The organism is Lentzea californiensis (assembly GCF_024648825.1).
In the GTDB taxonomy this organism is placed as follows: domain Bacteria; phylum Actinomycetota; class Actinomycetes; order Mycobacteriales; family Pseudonocardiaceae; genus Lentzea; species Lentzea californiensis.
This window is the reverse complement of the sequence record NZ_JANBBE010000001.1, coordinates 1075124-1089210: the sequence shown is the minus strand read 5'-3', so window position 1 is coordinate 1089210 and position 14087 is coordinate 1075124. Positions and strand designations below refer to the sequence as shown.

Below are 14087 nucleotides of genomic sequence, written 5' to 3'. Positions count from 1 at the left end.
CGCGCCTCCGTCCGGGTACGTACTCGGACGTGGAGGACCTCGTGGCCACATCATTGCTCGCGTTCATCACCGCCTTCGCGGTGGTGTTCCTCGTCGAGCTCCCGGACAAGACGATGGTCGCCACCCTCGTGCTGACCACTCGTTACCGCGCCTGGCCGGTGTTCGTCGGCGTCGTCGCCGCGTTCGCCGTGCAGAGCGTGGTGGCCGTCGCGTTCGGTTCCGCCATCACCCTGCTCCCCGACCGCGTGGTCGCCGGAGTGGTCGCCCTGCTGTTCGGCGTGGGCGCGTTCATGCTGCTCAAGGAGGGTTTCTCGCGTGACGACGACTCTGCCGACGAGGCGGGGACACGTGCCACCGTGCCGTTCTGGCGTGCGGCGCTGACGTCGTTCGGCGTGCTGTTCGCGGCCGAGTGGGGTGACGCCTCGCAGCTCGCGACCGCCGGCATCACCGCCAGGTACGGCGCGCCGCTGGCCGTCGGTCTCGGCGCCTGGCTCGCACTCGTCGCCGTGGCCGGGCTGGCCGTCCTGGTGGGACGCAAGCTCGCCGGGCGGTTGCCGACGCACTGGATCCAGCGGGTGGCCGGGGTGGTCTTCGCGGTGTTCGCCGTGGTCGCGTTGACGCAGGTGTTCTAGGGCCTCACCAGACCGGACGGAGGCCCGGCTGGTCCTCGCCGTGGACGTGCCGCAGGTACGCGGCGAGGCCCTGCCGGATGGTGGCGAGCGTGTCCTCGCCGATCGCCTCGGCCATCTCGCCTTCGAGGTCGGACCACAGGTTGTCCGCGAACTTCAGGTAGTCACGGCCCTTCGTGGTCAGCGTGACGTACTGGGCGCGCTTGTCCGTCGGGTGCGGCTCCCGCAGGACGTAACCCCACTCGTCGAGCTCGTTGACGATCTTCGCGGCGGCCTGCTTCGTGACGCCGAGGTGCTGTCCGATGTCGACGGTGGTGGCGCGCTTCTCCTTGAGGAACCGGAAGACGTAGCCGTGCGCGGGCCTGAGCGGTTCGAGGCCGATCTGCCGGAGCCGGTCGTGGAACTGGTCGCCCATGGCGCGGTACGTCATCGCCAGCAGCATCGGCACCGGATCCATCGTGGACTTCCCTTGTGGGGTAGACAACCTGGTTGACCTTATTCTAAGGTTAGACAACTTGGTTGACTACTTTGGAGGTTGTCTTGCTGGTGACCGGAGATTCCGCGGAGCTGTTCGAGTTCGGCGGGTTCGAGTTCAGGCCGCTGGCCGTGCCGTCGCGCGGCAGTGCGGAGATCGCGCTGTGGACCGTCGACGTGCCGGAAGGGGGCGACGGGACGCCTCACCGCGCGTCGAAGGAGGAGGTGTTCTACGTGCTGTCCGGATCGGTGACGATCCAGGGGCAGACCGCCGGCGTCGGCGACGCGATCGTGGTGCCGCCGAACACCGAGCTGTCGCTGACCGGCGGGCCGGCGCGGGTGCTGGTGGCCACGTCGGTGGGCATCCAGGGCACGCTGGCGGACGGGCGGACGATCACGCCGCCCTGGTCCGTCTAGCTCGCGCTGGTTCGCGCTGGCTCCCGCTAGTTCGCCGGCGAGCCTTCTTCGCGGGGAGGCGCGCCAGCGGTGTCCGGTACCTCTTCGCGCAGGTCGTGGGCGATCTTCTTGGCCTCGTCGATGAGGTGCTGGGTCTCGTCGAGGCGGCTCTCGTCCGGCGGGGTGGTGAGGAGGCTTTCGCCCGACGCGGCAGGGCGGCCTTCGCCCGAGGCGACGGGGCGGTCCCCGTCCGAGGCCGCAAGGCCGTCGCCGTCCGACGCGGCGAGATGGTCCTCGCCGGACGCGGCGGGGCGCTCTTCGTCAGGTGCGATGAGGCGGTGTTCTTCCGGTGCGGTCACGCCTCTGGGATGGCCGGATCCGGCGGTCGTGAAACTCCGGCCATCAGGCCGCGGACGTGAGCGGCGAGGCGTTCGGCGATCTCCAGGTCCCACTCGTCGCCGGCCGCCGGCTGCGGGGTCTCGCCCGCGACGACGCGTTCGCCGAGCAGGCGGCGCTCGGCCGGCGTGAAGTCGGTGACGGCTCGCCGGAGCAGGGGCAGGGCGTCGTCGAACGCCTCGCCGCGCAGGCCGCTGAGCCACTCGTCGATGAGGCCGAAAAGGCGCGGGTCGGCTGCCAGGAGGGTGGCCGAACCGCGCAGGAAGCCCGCGACGAACGCGGTGGCGACCGAGCGGTGCAGGCGGGCGGCCACGTCGTCGCTGGTCAGTTCGCCCGCTTCCCAGAGCAGGCGGGTGGCCCTGCCCGTCGGCAGGCCGTGGGCTTCCGCCTTGACGAGGGCGCGCAGGGCTCGCCACCAGGTCTTCTGGTGGTCTTCGTCGGCTGCCAGGCGGGTGGCCTCGTGGGCGCCGTCCACCACCTGCAGGGCGTGTTCCGCCGTTTCGTCGTCGACGTTGCGGCAGGCGATCGGGAGGCCCACGGCTCCTCGGGTGAGCAGGCCGTGCAGGGCCACGCGCAGCAGTTCCGGATCGGTGCCCCGGACCGAGCCGTAGCGGACCGTCCTGGCCAGGTCCGGGAGGGCGGCCAACAGTTCGAGGGCGTCGGTGGCCATCGCGGCGCACCGGTCCAGGGCGTTGCGGGCCTCGGCGACGGCCGCGGGGAGCTCGCAGCCCACGGACTTGGTGAGGGCCGCGGCGGCGTCGGCCACCCGCGTGGCGTCCTTGGCGGCCTGGACGAGGACGGTCTCGGCTGCCGTGTGGACGGTGGTGCCGTGACGGGCGGCCACGGCCACGGACACCGCGAAGACCGGGTCCCAGCGGAGCTGCCACACCTCGGCGAAGGTGCCGAGGGAGTTGGAGCGGTCCGGCCTGCCCCACGGCACGCCCAGGACGTCCAGGCGCTGCAGGAGTTTCGAGCGTTCGCGGTCGGTGTCCTTGCGCAGGTCCAGCTTGAGCTGCTTGGGCTGGACGTCCGCGGGAAGGCGGAGTTTGCGTTGCAGGCGCTGGAGGTCCGCGGCCAGCGGTGAACGCGGGACGGCGTCGCCCACCTCGCCCAGGCGTTCGCCGACGACGAGTTTGCGGTGGACCAGCCGGAGGTGGATCTCCTCGCCTCCGCAGAGGACGGCGAGTGCTGCCTCGTTGACCTCGCTCAGGCCTGCGCTGGGGCGTTCCCGCAGTGCGGCAAGGGTTTCCGCGAGCCGGACGGCTTCCACCGCGCTCGCCGTCGACGCCGGCAGGTCTTCTTCCCGGAGCACGGCGGCGGCTTTGGCGAACCAGCGCGGGACCACGTCGGCCTGGTGCTGCCAGAGGTGCGCGTACCAGCCCGGGGAGTCGATGCCGGCGCCGTAGCCCGATTCGGCGGCCAGCTGACCGTGGCTCCACGGGACCCAGGTGCCGGAGATCTTGCGGCGGCGCAGGCCTTTGAGCAACGCGGTGTCGGCGGCGACGGTCGGTGTGGCGAGCAACGCCGGGACGTGCCAGGCGCCACAGACCACGACTATCGGGCCGTCGGTCTCCTTGCGCGCCTTGCGGATCGTCTGGCGCATGAACGCTTCTCGGCGCAGCGTGCGTTCGCCGACTTCGCCTTCGAACTCCGCGCGCACGGCGACCATGGCCTTGGCGATGGCGCCCGCGAGGTCGAGCGGGTCCGACGCGCTGTGCTCGACCACGTCCTCCCACCAGCGTTCCGGGTCGTCGAAGCCCGCGGCCTCGGCGAGCAGGCCGATCGGGTCGACGGTGCCGCTCGGGCCGTCGTCGCCGATCGACGCCGCGGCCGGCAGGTCGAAGAAGCGTGCTGTGGTGCCGTTCTCGCTCGCGTACTTGAGCGCCTGCCACTCCGGCGAGAACTCCGCGAACGGCCAGAACGCCGCGCTCTCGGGTTCGGTCTCGTCGTGCAGCAGGATCGCGACGGGCGGCGTCAGGGCGTGGACGTGCTCGAGGAGCGGGTCCGCCTCCGGTGGTCCCTCGATCAGGATGAGCGCAGGGCTCGTCTGCTCCAGCGCCCGCTTGACCATCCGGGCCGAGCCGGGACCGTGGTGCCGGATGCCGAGGAGGACCGGCTCAGTCACCGCTGGCGTCCAGGCAGGCCCGGTAGAGGTCACGCCACTCGGCTCGCTCCTTCAGCACCGTCTCCAGGTACTCCTGCCAGACCGTCGCGTCCGACACCCGGTCCTTGATCACGGACCCGATGAGGCCGCTCGCGAGCTCGTCCGCGCCCAGCGTGCCGTCGCCGAAGTGGCCGGCGAGCGCCATGCCGTTCGCGATGACCGAGATCGCCTCGGCGGTGGACAGGCTGCCGCTCGGCTTCTTCAGCTGCGTGCGACCGTCCACCGTGGAGCCGTTGCGCAGCTCGCGGAAGATCCGCACGACGCGGCGCACCTCGTCGAGCGCGGGCGGTTCGGCGGGCAGCTGGAGCGCCTTGCCGAGCTGCTGGGCCCTGGTGATGACGATCTCGACCTCGGCGTCCTCGGTCGCGGGCGGCGGCAGCACGACGGTGTTGAAGCGCCGGGCGAGCGCCGACGACATCTGGTTGACGCCGCGGTCGCGGTCGTTGGCCGTCGCGATGACAGTGAAGCCGGGGACTGCCTGGATCTGCGAGTTCAACTCCGGCACCGGCAGCGACTTCTCGCTGAGGACGGTGATGAACGAGTCCTGCACCTCGGACGGCATGCGGGTGAGCTCTTCGACCCGGACGACCGACCCCTGCTGCATGCCCTTCATGACCGGGCTCGGCACGAGGGCGTTCTCGCTGGGACCTTCGGCAATGAGGCGGGCGTAGTTCCAGCCGTAGCGGACCTGGTCCTCGCTCGTGCCGGCCGTCCCCTGGACGACCAGCGTCGAGTCGCCGCTGACCGCGGCCGCGAGGTGCTCGGACAGCCACGACTTGGCCGTGCCCGGCACGCCGACGAGCAGCAGCGCCCGGTCCGTGACGAGGGTGCCCACCGCGACCTCGACGAGCCGGCGCGAGCCCACGTACTTCGGCGAGATCACGGTGCCGTCGGCGAGCGTGCCGCCCAGGACGTAGGTGACCACGGCCCGCGGGGACAGCCGCCAGTTGGGCGGCCGCTGCCGGTCGTCCTGGGCAGCGACGGCCTCGAGCTCGGCGGCGTACTGCTGTTCGGCCGTCGGCCTGAGCACGGCGGTCACTGGGCCTCCTGGGGCGGTGCTGGAACGAACGATTCGCGCAGGCGGATGCGGAGCCGGAGGACCTCCAGTTCCAGGGAGTTCTCCGGCCAGCGACGGGTCAGAGCCTCCCAGCCGGCACCGAGCAGGTCGGCGTCACCCCGCGCGAGCAGCACGGCCGGCGGACGCCCGGACCGCCAGCGCGGGTCGGGCAGGGCGGCGTAGCGGTGCAGGAGTGCCCGGGTCGTCTCCGGCGACCACGGAGCGGGCAGCTGGGCGCAGGCGTGGTCGAGCAGGTCGTAGTGCCAGCCCTTCGACACCGCCACGACCGCCTGCTCAGCGACCTCGGCGGGCAACGCGGCCAGCATCTCCAGCTGCTCCATGCCGGTCAGCGTCTCGGCGGCGGCAACGGCCCACGGACGCGGGTCCTTCGCCGCGGCGAGCTGGTCGGCGACACCCCTGAGCAGCGCGCCGGCCCACGGCCCCCGCCGCAGGATGCCGGCGGCCTTGGCGTCGTCGGCCTTGAGCGTCGCGGTCCAGTACGACGGCGGAACACTCGCGGCCGCGGCCCGGATGCGGCCGGCCACGCCCTTCTCGGAACCGTCACGCATGAGGTCGCGCAACTCGGCCGCGTCGGGCTGCCCGGTCCAGAGCTCGTCGGGCCGCACGTCGAGCCCGTCCGCGGTGAGGCGCAGGCCGTGACGCAGGCGGTGGGCCGCACGAGCGGCGAGGCGCGTGCGCCCCAGGTTGCGCAGGAGGCGGAGGGCCTCGTCGTGGACGCCCGCCGCCTTGTCGTCGAGGGCGGCTTCGAGGAGTGCCTCGTCCTGCGGGCCCAGACCGGTCTCGAGGGCGCTGATCAGCACCTGGCGGTCGGCCGAGCGGCGGGACTCCACGAACTCCCGCGCGATGAACGCGCCGACCTGGGCCGGATCCGTCTTGCGCTTGCGGCGCAGCGCGCGAACCCGTTGCGCGCTGGGCAGGTCGAGGACCTCCTCGAGCGGGACCTCGTCCACCAGCGGCGCGGCGCCGCTCGCCCAGGACCAGCCGGGACGGGTGTTCGCGAGCCAGCGGCCCCTCGTGCCGAGGACCTCGACCACCGCGGACCGCAGCCCCGGACGGGCCGTGCCGAGGGCGAGCAAGGCCGGGAGCATGCGGTGCTCGGCCACGACGCCGTTGGCCTTGGCGAGAGCGCACCACTCGGTGAGCAGGACCTCGTCGTCGAGGCTCATGATCGCTTCCAGGACCGCTCTGGCGGCCGGCCTGGGGAGGGCGGCGGACTCGGGCGGGGCGAGCGGCAGCGGCTCGGCGGTGGCCTCCTGCGGGAGGGTGGCGCCGAACGCGGCCACGCCGAGGGCGGCGCAGTCGGACAGCAGGGCCGTCGGGTCGCCGCCGCCTCTCGTGGTGCCGATGAGGAGGTCCTGGACGGTCTTGGACCACTCGTCCTTCACACCGCCTCCCCGGAGCCGCTGGGGTGGCCGGCCGCGGTGAAGCGGAGGCGGGCTGAGGCGGGGAGGACGCGGGCCGCCGGTGCGGCCGGGGTGCGGCCGCGGCGGGCCGACTCGCCTGGGGTGACATGAAGCGCGGCGCGGTGAGGGCGGGGCGATAGCGCGGCCGTGCAGCGCTGCGGGTGGACTGACTCGGCCGAGCGGTGGTGCGAAAGGCCCGGCTCGGCTGGCTCCACGCAGGCGCAGACCGATGGCACAGCCGCGATGCGGTGGAAGCGGGCCGGTGGCACGGTCGCGATGCGGGCGAGGGCGGTCGGGCGGCGCGCGGCTGTGACGGGTGGGATGGTCATGCGACCACCTCCAGGGTGCCGTTCAACGACACCGCTCCCAGCCGGAGTGCGTGGCCGTCCCACAGGCCCCAGGCGTCGAACGGGAGGCCGCCGGTGAGCGCCAGGGCCATGTCGAGGCCCGTGTCGTCGCGGACGGGCAGGCCGTGGCCGGAGGTGTCGGCCAGCGTGGGGCCGTGCAGCCGGACCGAGGTGCAGCCGAGCGGGAAGAGGCGTTGCCACGGGTCTGCGGTCAGCATCGGTTCCAGGGCGGCGAGGGACGCTCGCCACGACGGCGGGGCGGGGACCGGGTCCGGGGTGCGGGAGCCCTCCAGTTCGCCCAGGGCCACCCTGTCCGAAGCCGGGTAGGGGTGGACCAGGGCCGAGGACTCCAGGCCGTGTGGGAGCAGCGGAACGGGGGCTCCCACGGCGGAGTGGCGGATCGCCACCACCCAGCGGGACGTCTGGCGGCCCCAGCACCACTGGCGGACGGTGCGGACCCGGCCGTCGTCGGTCTCCAGGCGCAGCAGGGCCACCCAGCGGTCGGAGATGCCCGGCGAGGCCTTCACCGCCTCCTCGGGGACCGTGACGCCCAGGCGGGTGCGCGGCTGCACGAAGCACAGCAGGTGCAGGCCGCCGAGGCGGTCGGCCACGTCGGCGGTCCAGCGGGGGCCCGCGCGCGACACGATCTCCTGGATCTCGGCCACCGCGGAGGCCACGCCGGGGACCTGCGCGTCGATCATGCGGGCGGTGAACGCCTGCCACCACGAGGCGGGGCGGCCCGGCAGGGAGGCGATGCCGGCGGACGCCACGTCCAGGAGCCAGTCGCGCAGGCCGTCGATGCCCGCGGACATGGCTGCGGCGCGGTTCGCCGCCGTCTTCTCGCGGGAGCGCACCCTGCGCGCGACGGCCTCGGGTGAGGAGTCGAGTTCGCGGGTGGCGCGGCGGGCGGTCCACTCCTCCACCCACTCGGGCGGGTGGGCGTCCGGGATGTCGAGCTCCTGCAGGCTCACGGCGTGCTTGCAGGGGAACTTGCGGGACGGGCACGTGCACTTGGCCGAGCCCGCGGCCAGGTCGACGCACACGCGGTACGGCATCGAGCCGGAGCCCGTGTAGAGGCCCCACAGCACCGGCAGGGCCTTGCCCAGGCCCTGCCAGCGCATCGGAACGGCTCTTGTCCTCACGAGACCAAACTAGCGAGGACCTCCGACAGAAAATCAGGCCGGACCGCGACGGGCCCACGTCCACGCGTACGCCGGGTCCTCGGAGGCCTCCGCCGCCTCGCCCAGTTCCAGGGGGCGGAAGGTGTCCACCATGACCGCGGTCTCGTCGAAGTAGTCGACGCCCAGGGACGCCTCCACGGCACCGGGCTGCGGGCCGTGCGTGCAGCCGGACGGGTGCAGCGACAGCGAGCCGATGCCGATGCCCGAGCCCTTGCGCGCCTCGTAGTTGCCGCCGACGTAGAACATCAGCTCGTCCGAGTCGACGTTCGCGTGGTTGTACGGCACGGGCACGGACAGCGGGTGGTAGTCGACCTTGCGCGGCACGAACGAGCACACGACGAAGTTCGGGCCCTCGAACGTCTGGTGCACGGGCGGCGGCTGGTGCACGCGGCCGGTGATCGGCTCGAAGTCGCGGATGTTGAACGCCCACGGGTACAGGTGCCCGTCCCAGCCGACGACGTCGAACGGGTGGTTCGCGTAGGTGAAACGCGTGAGGCCCGCACGGTGCCGCACGAGCACGTCGACGTCCTCACCTTCGACCACCAACGGCTCCTCGGGCCCCCGGATGTCGCGCTCGCAGTACGGCGAGTGCTCCAGGAACTGGCCGGCCTTGGACAGGTAGCGCTTGGGAGGCCCGACGTGCCCGGTCGCCTCCAGCACGAGCAACGACATCGGCGAGGACGGCACGACCCGGTAGGTGCACGAGGTCGGGATCACGACGTAGTCGCCGTCGCCGACCTCCAGCGCCCCGTAGATCGTCTCGATGACGCCCGAACCGGCCTGCACGTACAGCAGCTCGTCGCCGAAGGCGTTGCGGTACAACGGGGACGGGGCGTTGGCCACCACGAAACCGATGGTCACGTCCGGGTTCGAGAACAGCTTGCGCCGCCCGGTCACGGCGTCGACCTCGTCGGAAGCCCAGGTCAGGTCGGTCGTCTTGAAGTGCCGCGGCTTCAGCGGCAGGTTCGGGGAAGCGGTGCCGCGCTCGTCCTTCACCGTCTCCGCGTTGACGATCGCGGTGGGCAGGTACCGGTGGTACAGCAGTGCCGAATCCGCCGAGAACCCCTCGACTCCCATGAGCTCTTCCGCGTAGAGGCCACCGTCCGGTTTGCGGAACTGGGTGTGGCGCTTTCGGGGGATCTCTCCCACCTGGCGGTAGTAAGCCATGAGTGCTCTCCGGGTCCTTCCGATGCGTTCGATTATCGGACATCTTTGTTCAGTTGGCGGTACACGGCTAGCGTGTCAGCCGTGTCAAGCGCTGTCGAACTCCGTGCGCCCGGTCCGCGCGGTACTCCGCCCCTGCTCGCGAGGCTTGTGGACGATGCCGCGCTGTTCCCTCCGGGGAGCGCGTCGATGCCCGACGCGGTGCGCGGTCACCTCGACGGACGAGTCGGCGAGTGGGCCGGCGTCATGGGCCTCTTCCTCTGTCCTGCCTCCCGTCTCGCCGAGCTGATCACCGAACTGATCAAGGTCAAGCCGGCCAAACCGATAGCACTGAGCCTCGTGATCGACACCGGCCTCGGCGGCGTGCCGAAGGCCGTGTCGATCGTCGAGAGCCGCAGTGAGCTCCTCGCTCTGCGCATGGTCGAGATGCCCGCACCGTCCGATGTGGACGAGGTGTGGCTCGAGCGCGTGTCGGAGTTCGTCCCCGAGGACGTCATCCGCGTCGTCGAACCCCGCCGCGGCGGTGCCGAGTGGCTCGACGGCGTCCGCCGGGTCATCGAGCACGGCAGCTGGCCCAAGCTGCGCTGCGGAGGGCTCTCCCAGGAGAACTTCCCGAGCGTCGAAGAGGTCGGTGACTTCCTGAGCGTCGTCAGCGGCGGCGGCGTCGCCTTCAAGGCGACGGCGGGCCTGCACAAGGCCGTCCGCCACACCGACGAGCAGGGCTTCACCCACCACGGCTTCCTGAACCTCCTCGTGGCCACCGCGCGGTCCCTCAGCGGCCGCGACGTCCGCGAGGCGCTCGCGAGCACCGACGCCGAGGCTCTCACCGCCGAGGCCAAGGCGCTCAGCGACCAGGCCGCGCACGCCGTGCGAGGCGTGTTCGCGAGCTACGGTTCGTGCTCGCTCTCCGAACCCGTCACCGACCTCGAGGGGCTGGGCCTGCTGTGAGCTGGATCAGCGACCCGAACTTCACCGAGGACCAGCCGTTCGGACCGCAGACGCTCCCGTACGGCGTCGTCGACGGGGGCGTGGCCGTCCGCGTCGGCGACCGAGCGTTGCTCCTCAAGAGCCTCGCCCTGGGCAAGTGCAGCGAGTACGTCCAAGAGGACTCGCTGGACCCGCTGTTGAGGGCCGGACGCCCGATCTGGAGCGTGCTGCGCGCGAAGCTCAGGGAGATCGTCCGGTCGAGTTCGGCTCCCAAGGGCGCGGAGCTCGTCGGGATCGAGACCGCGAAGCTGCCGTTCACGGTCGGCGACTACGTGGACTTCTACAGCTCCCGGCACCACGCGGAGAACGTCGGGAAGATGTTCCGCCCCGACGGCGACGCGCTCACGCCGAACTGGACGCACCTCCCGATCGGCTACCACGGCCGCGCGGGCACGGTGTACGTCTCCGGCACGGAGATCGTCCGCCCGAACGGCCAGAAGCGCGGCAGCGACGGCCCGAAGTTCGGTCCCTCCGAGCGCCTCGACATCGAGGCCGAGGTCGGCTTCGTCTGCGGCGGTCCGCAGGCGGCCAACGTGTCCACCAGCAGGGCCGCCGAGCACGTCTTCGGCGTCGCGCTGGTCAACGACTGGTCTGCGCGCGACATCCAGGCCTGGGAGTACCAGCCGCTCGGCCCGTTCCTGGCCAAGTCGTTCGCCACGTCGATCGGCGCGTGGATCACGCCGCTGGAGGCGTTCTCAGTTGCACGCGTCCCGACGCCGCCGCTGCCGAACAAGCTGCACGACTACCTGACGTGCGACCAGCCCTGGGGCCTGGACATCACCATCACCGTGGAGCTGAACGACACGATCGTCGCGCGGCCTCCGTTCCGGGAGATGTCGTGGTCATTTGTGCAACAGCTGGCGCACATGACGGTGAACGGGGCTACGGTGCGCCCAGGTGATCTGTTCGCCTCCGGCACGGTCTCCGGACCGGAGAAGGACGAGCGCGGCTCGTTCCTCGAACTCAGCTGGGGCGGCAAGGAACCGTTCAAGCTCGACGACGGCTCCACGAGGTCCTTCCTGGAGGACGGCGACACGGTCAAGCTGACCGCGACGGCCCCCGGGGAAGGTGGCTCGGTGGTCGGACTCGCCGAGGTGGTGGGAACAGTTCGGAGTGCGTGATGGTCGGAGCGACGAAGGAGAGCTCGCTGACCCTGGAAAGGGGTCTGGCGCTGCTCCAGGCGGTCGCTGAGGCGGAGTCCGAGGCACCGTCGATCTCGGAGCTCGCCAACGCCATCGGCGCGTCCAGAGCGGCCGTTTACCGGCTTCTCGTGCCCCTGCAGGCGCGCGGTCTCGTGCGCCGGGAGGGCTCGAAGGTCAGGCTCGGCCTGGGCGTGCTGCGCCTCGCCTCCAACGTCCTCCCCCAGCTGCGCATGGCGGCCAACCCGGCGCTGCGCGAGCTCGCCGAGAAGGTGGGCGCCACCGCACACCTCACGGTCGCGGACGGCACCGAGGCTCAGGCCGTCGCCGTCGTCGAACCGTCGTGGACCGCTTTCCACGTGGCGTACCGGGTGGGTTCCCGCCACCCGGTGCACCGCGGGGCGGCCGGCAAGGCCATCTCCCATCCGGGCGAGCCCTGGGTCGTCTCGGCCGGTGAGCTGCAGCCGAACGCGTACGGCGTCGCGGCGCCTGTGCGCGGCGTGCCCGGCCTCAGGGCGTCCGTGGGTGTCGTGGCGCTGGAGAAGCTCGACGCGGACGTCATCGGCCCTCACGTCGTGCGTGCGGCCGAAGAAGTGGCGGCCGCGCTCAAATGACCGAAGAGCGGCTACGGCGCTGGCGGTTGCTCCTGGGCCCGAGCGCGGAAGACGTGTCCGAGCTCGGCGAGGACGACCAACGGCGTGATGGCGCGCTCACGGGTCTGTACGGCGGCGGCGGTGATCGCGGTGCCGGTCTCGGCGCCAGCTCTCCGCAGCTGCACCGCTGGCTCGGCGACGTCCGCAAGTACTTCCCCACCTCCGTCGTGCAGGTGATGCAACGGGACGCGGTCGAGAAGCTGGGGCTCAAGCAGCTGCTGCTCGAACCCGAACTGCTGCAGTCGGTCGAGCCGGACGTGAACCTCGTCAGCACCCTGCTGCAACTCTCGCGCGCCATCCCCGCCCGCACCCGCGACACCGCGAAAGCCGTGGTGCGGAAGGTGGTCGAGGACATCGAGAAGCGCCTGACGGACCGGCTGGTCGAGGCCGTCCGCGGCGCGGTCGACAGGTCGCGGCGCACGAGGAGGCCGCAGCTGCAGGACGTCGACTGGGCGACGACGATCAAGGCGAACCTCAAGAACTACCAGCCGCAGCACAAGACCGTGATCGTCGAGGACCTCATCGGGCACCGCAGGCGCAGCCGGACCGCGGCGATGCGGGACGTGATCCTGCTGGTCGACCAGTCGGGCTCGATGGCGGAGTCCCTGGTGCACGCGGCGGTCCTGGGTTCGGCGCTCGCGAGCATCCGGTCGATCTCGACGAAGCTCGTCGTGTTCGACACCGAGGTCGCCGACCTGACCGACCAGCTCAGCGACCCGGTGGACCTGCTGTTCAGCGCACAACTGGGCGGCGGCACGGACATCAACCGCGCGGTCGCGTACGCGCAGACGCAGGTCCGCAGGCCGGTCGACACGGTCGTCGTGATCATCAGCGATCTGTACGAGGGCGGCTCGGAGACCGAGCTGCAACGCCGTGTCCGCGAGCTCGTCGCGAGCGGCGTCACGGTCGTGAACCTGTTGGCGCTCAGCGATTCCGGCACGCCCGCCTACGACCACGAGCTGGCCGCGAAGCTGCACGCGCTGGGCGCGCCCGCGTTCGCCTGCACGCCGGACAAGTTCCCCGAACTGCTGGCGGCCGCGCTGCGCAAGGACGACCTCACGCAGTGGGCCGAGGCCGAAGGCATCGCTACCGGTCGATGACCCGTCCTCGGGTGAGGAACGCGAGCCCGCGCGTCATGGCGACGACTCGTCCGCGCTCGTCCGGACCGGCGATCCACATCCGCCCGGTGTGCCGCACGAGAACCCGGGCCCGTTCGGGGAGTTCGGGGAGCCGCAGGTGCTTCTCCGAGTCCTCGACCCGCAGGTAGGCCTGCCGCCCGATGCGCCGGCCCGGCACGAAGCTCACCGACACCGGACGCCACGGGAACCGCTCGATCAGCTCGAGGGTGCCGCGGCGGGTGAGGAAGTGCCGCAACCCCGGTGCGGCGAGTTCCAGCACCACGGGCACGGACAGGACGATGAGCCACAGCCAGCCGACGAAGAGCACGACGCCGAGCGCCGCGAGCGCGAAGAAGATGTGGCCGACCGCGCGACGGTCCGCCCGCGCCAGGCAGGTGTCGCTCCAGTTCTCGATGATCATCTCTGCACACGCGCCGGGATCAACCGCGGTACTCCTCGGAACGTGACGAAGGTGTTCCCGGCGGAATCCGGTGGCACGAACCACACACGCCGGTGACGTGCGATCCGTCCGCGAAGGAGAGGACCGACGCTCAAGGTCAGCAACAGGGGCGGCGACGACAACACGACCAGACGCCCTCCTTCCCACTTCACATGGGCGAAATGCCACGGTTCGCCTTCCGGTAAACGCACCGGACGCTTACGTGTCACCCACCAGAGCACGGCCGCGGCGAAGAAGAGCAGCACCAGCGCCACCGGTGAGGACCAAGACCACACCAGTACCAGCACGAACTGGAGCGCGAAGGCCGCGCCCGCGAGCACCGTCCACACCAGGGCACGACGGCTCGCCCGGTCCACGCAGTGCCGGGTCCACCGATCGTCGAGCGCCGTCACCTCGGTGGACGGCTTGTTGGGCACGACCACGCGTCCAAGGTACAGGTGGTGCTTCCCTTGGAGCGCAAAGCTAAGTTAGGCTTGCCTAACCTTCGAGGAGGTGCAG

General features: G+C 71.5%; 15 protein-coding genes. 6 read left to right on the top strand and 9 right to left on the bottom strand.

Annotated features, from left to right (window positions below; genetic code table 11):
* The first annotated feature begins 53 nt into the window (after positions 1-53).
* Positions 54-632 carry a TMEM165/GDT1 family protein gene (locus LX88_RS05760; protein WP_258947617.1) on the top strand — a complete coding sequence of 193 codons (579 nt, stop codon included), beginning with the start codon at positions 54-56 and terminating at the stop codon, positions 630-632.
* Positions 633-636: 4 nt separating this feature from the next.
* Here the strand turns inward: LX88_RS05760 and LX88_RS05755 are convergent, their stop codons facing one another.
* Positions 637-1086 carry a MarR family winged helix-turn-helix transcriptional regulator gene (locus LX88_RS05755; protein ID WP_258946751.1) on the bottom strand — a complete coding sequence of 150 codons (450 nt, stop codon included), beginning with the start codon at positions 1084-1086 and terminating at the stop codon, positions 637-639.
* Positions 1087-1175: 89 nt separating this feature from the next.
* Here LX88_RS05755 and LX88_RS05750 point away from each other — a divergent pair, with 89 nt between their 5' ends.
* Complete coding sequence (locus LX88_RS05750; protein ID WP_258946750.1) at positions 1176-1520, top strand: cupin domain-containing protein; 345 nt, start codon at positions 1176-1178, stop codon at positions 1518-1520.
* 26 nt (positions 1521-1546) lie between these two features.
* Here LX88_RS05750 and LX88_RS05745 read toward each other — a convergent pair whose 3' ends face one another.
* From LX88_RS05745 to LX88_RS05720, 6 genes are all read right to left on the bottom strand, one after another.
* Positions 1547-1858 carry a hypothetical protein gene (locus tag LX88_RS05745; RefSeq protein WP_258946749.1) on the bottom strand — a complete coding sequence of 104 codons (312 nt, stop codon included), beginning with the start codon at positions 1856-1858 and terminating at the stop codon, positions 1547-1549.
* Positions 1855-4020: a DUF5682 family protein gene (locus LX88_RS05740; protein ID WP_258946748.1), complete on the bottom strand. Its 2166-nt coding sequence runs from the start codon at positions 4018-4020 to the stop codon at positions 1855-1857. The genes LX88_RS05745 and LX88_RS05740 overlap by 4 nt, the downstream gene beginning before the upstream one ends.
* Positions 4013-5098 (bottom strand): ATP-binding protein, encoded by a 1086-nt coding sequence (locus LX88_RS05735; RefSeq protein WP_211335694.1) that lies wholly within the window; start codon positions 5096-5098, stop codon positions 4013-4015. Before LX88_RS05735 ends, LX88_RS05740 begins: the two co-directional genes overlap by 8 nt.
* Positions 5095-6522, bottom strand: coding sequence for a DUF5691 domain-containing protein (locus LX88_RS05730; RefSeq protein WP_258946747.1), 1428 nt, complete (start codon positions 6520-6522; stop codon positions 5095-5097). The genes LX88_RS05735 and LX88_RS05730 overlap by 4 nt, the downstream gene beginning before the upstream one ends.
* Positions 6523-6865: 343 nt before the next feature.
* Entirely contained in the window at positions 6866-8029 is a 1164-nt protein-coding gene (locus tag LX88_RS05725) for an SWIM zinc finger family protein (RefSeq protein WP_258946746.1), read from the bottom strand.
* A gap of 33 nt (positions 8030-8062) precedes the next feature.
* Positions 8063-9235 (bottom strand): homogentisate 1,2-dioxygenase, encoded by a 1173-nt coding sequence (locus LX88_RS05720; RefSeq protein WP_258946745.1) that lies wholly within the window; start codon positions 9233-9235, stop codon positions 8063-8065.
* A gap of 81 nt (positions 9236-9316) precedes the next feature.
* On the opposite strand from LX88_RS05720, the gene LX88_RS05715 reads away from it, so the two are divergent.
* From LX88_RS05715 to LX88_RS05700, 4 genes are read left to right on the top strand one after another with little or no spacing between them, the layout of a single operon-like run.
* Complete coding sequence (locus tag LX88_RS05715; protein ID WP_090072125.1) at positions 9317-10180, top strand: hypothetical protein; 864 nt, start codon at positions 9317-9319, stop codon at positions 10178-10180.
* The gene (locus tag LX88_RS05710; protein WP_258946744.1) at positions 10177-11340 is read left to right on the top strand and encodes a fumarylacetoacetate hydrolase family protein; all 1164 of its coding nucleotides are present in this window, start codon (positions 10177-10179) and stop codon (positions 11338-11340) included. Before LX88_RS05715 ends, LX88_RS05710 begins: the two co-directional genes overlap by 4 nt.
* Positions 11340-11972 carry an IclR family transcriptional regulator gene (locus tag LX88_RS05705; protein WP_090072121.1) on the top strand — a complete coding sequence of 211 codons (633 nt, stop codon included), beginning with the start codon at positions 11340-11342 and terminating at the stop codon, positions 11970-11972. The genes LX88_RS05710 and LX88_RS05705 overlap by 1 nt, the downstream gene beginning before the upstream one ends.
* A complete protein-coding gene (locus tag LX88_RS05700) occupies positions 11969-13111 on the top strand; it encodes a VWA domain-containing protein (RefSeq protein ID WP_036016296.1) in 1143 nt (380 codons plus the stop codon). Before LX88_RS05705 ends, LX88_RS05700 begins: the two co-directional genes overlap by 4 nt.
* On the opposite strand, the gene LX88_RS05695 is transcribed toward LX88_RS05700, so the two are convergent.
* On the bottom strand, positions 13098-13550 hold the full coding sequence (locus LX88_RS05695; protein WP_258946743.1) for a hypothetical protein: 453 nt from the start codon (positions 13548-13550) through the stop codon (positions 13098-13100). The two genes, LX88_RS05700 and LX88_RS05695, sit on opposite strands and share 14 nt — an antisense overlap.
* Positions 13547-14011, bottom strand: coding sequence for a hypothetical protein (locus LX88_RS05690; RefSeq protein WP_245983835.1), 465 nt, complete (start codon positions 14009-14011; stop codon positions 13547-13549). The genes LX88_RS05695 and LX88_RS05690 overlap by 4 nt, the downstream gene beginning before the upstream one ends.
* Between the last annotated feature and the right edge of the window lie 76 nt (positions 14012-14087).

Excerpts from the sequence above, each read along its gene's own strand:
- LX88_RS05700 (WP_036016296.1), top strand. The coding sequence starts at position 11,969 with ATGACCGAAGAGCGGCTACGGCGCTGGCGGTTGCTCCTGGGCCCGAGC.
- LX88_RS05720 (WP_258946745.1), bottom strand. The coding sequence starts at position 9,235 with ATGGCTTACTACCGCCAGGTGGGAGAGATCCCCCGAAAGCGCCACACC.
- LX88_RS05695 (WP_258946743.1), bottom strand. The coding sequence starts at position 13,550 with ATGATCATCGAGAACTGGAGCGACACCTGCCTGGCGCGGGCGGACCGT.
- LX88_RS05755 (WP_258946751.1), bottom strand. The coding sequence starts at position 1,086 with ATGGATCCGGTGCCGATGCTGCTGGCGATGACGTACCGCGCCATGGGC.
- LX88_RS05705 (WP_090072121.1), top strand. The coding sequence starts at position 11,340 with ATGGTCGGAGCGACGAAGGAGAGCTCGCTGACCCTGGAAAGGGGTCTG.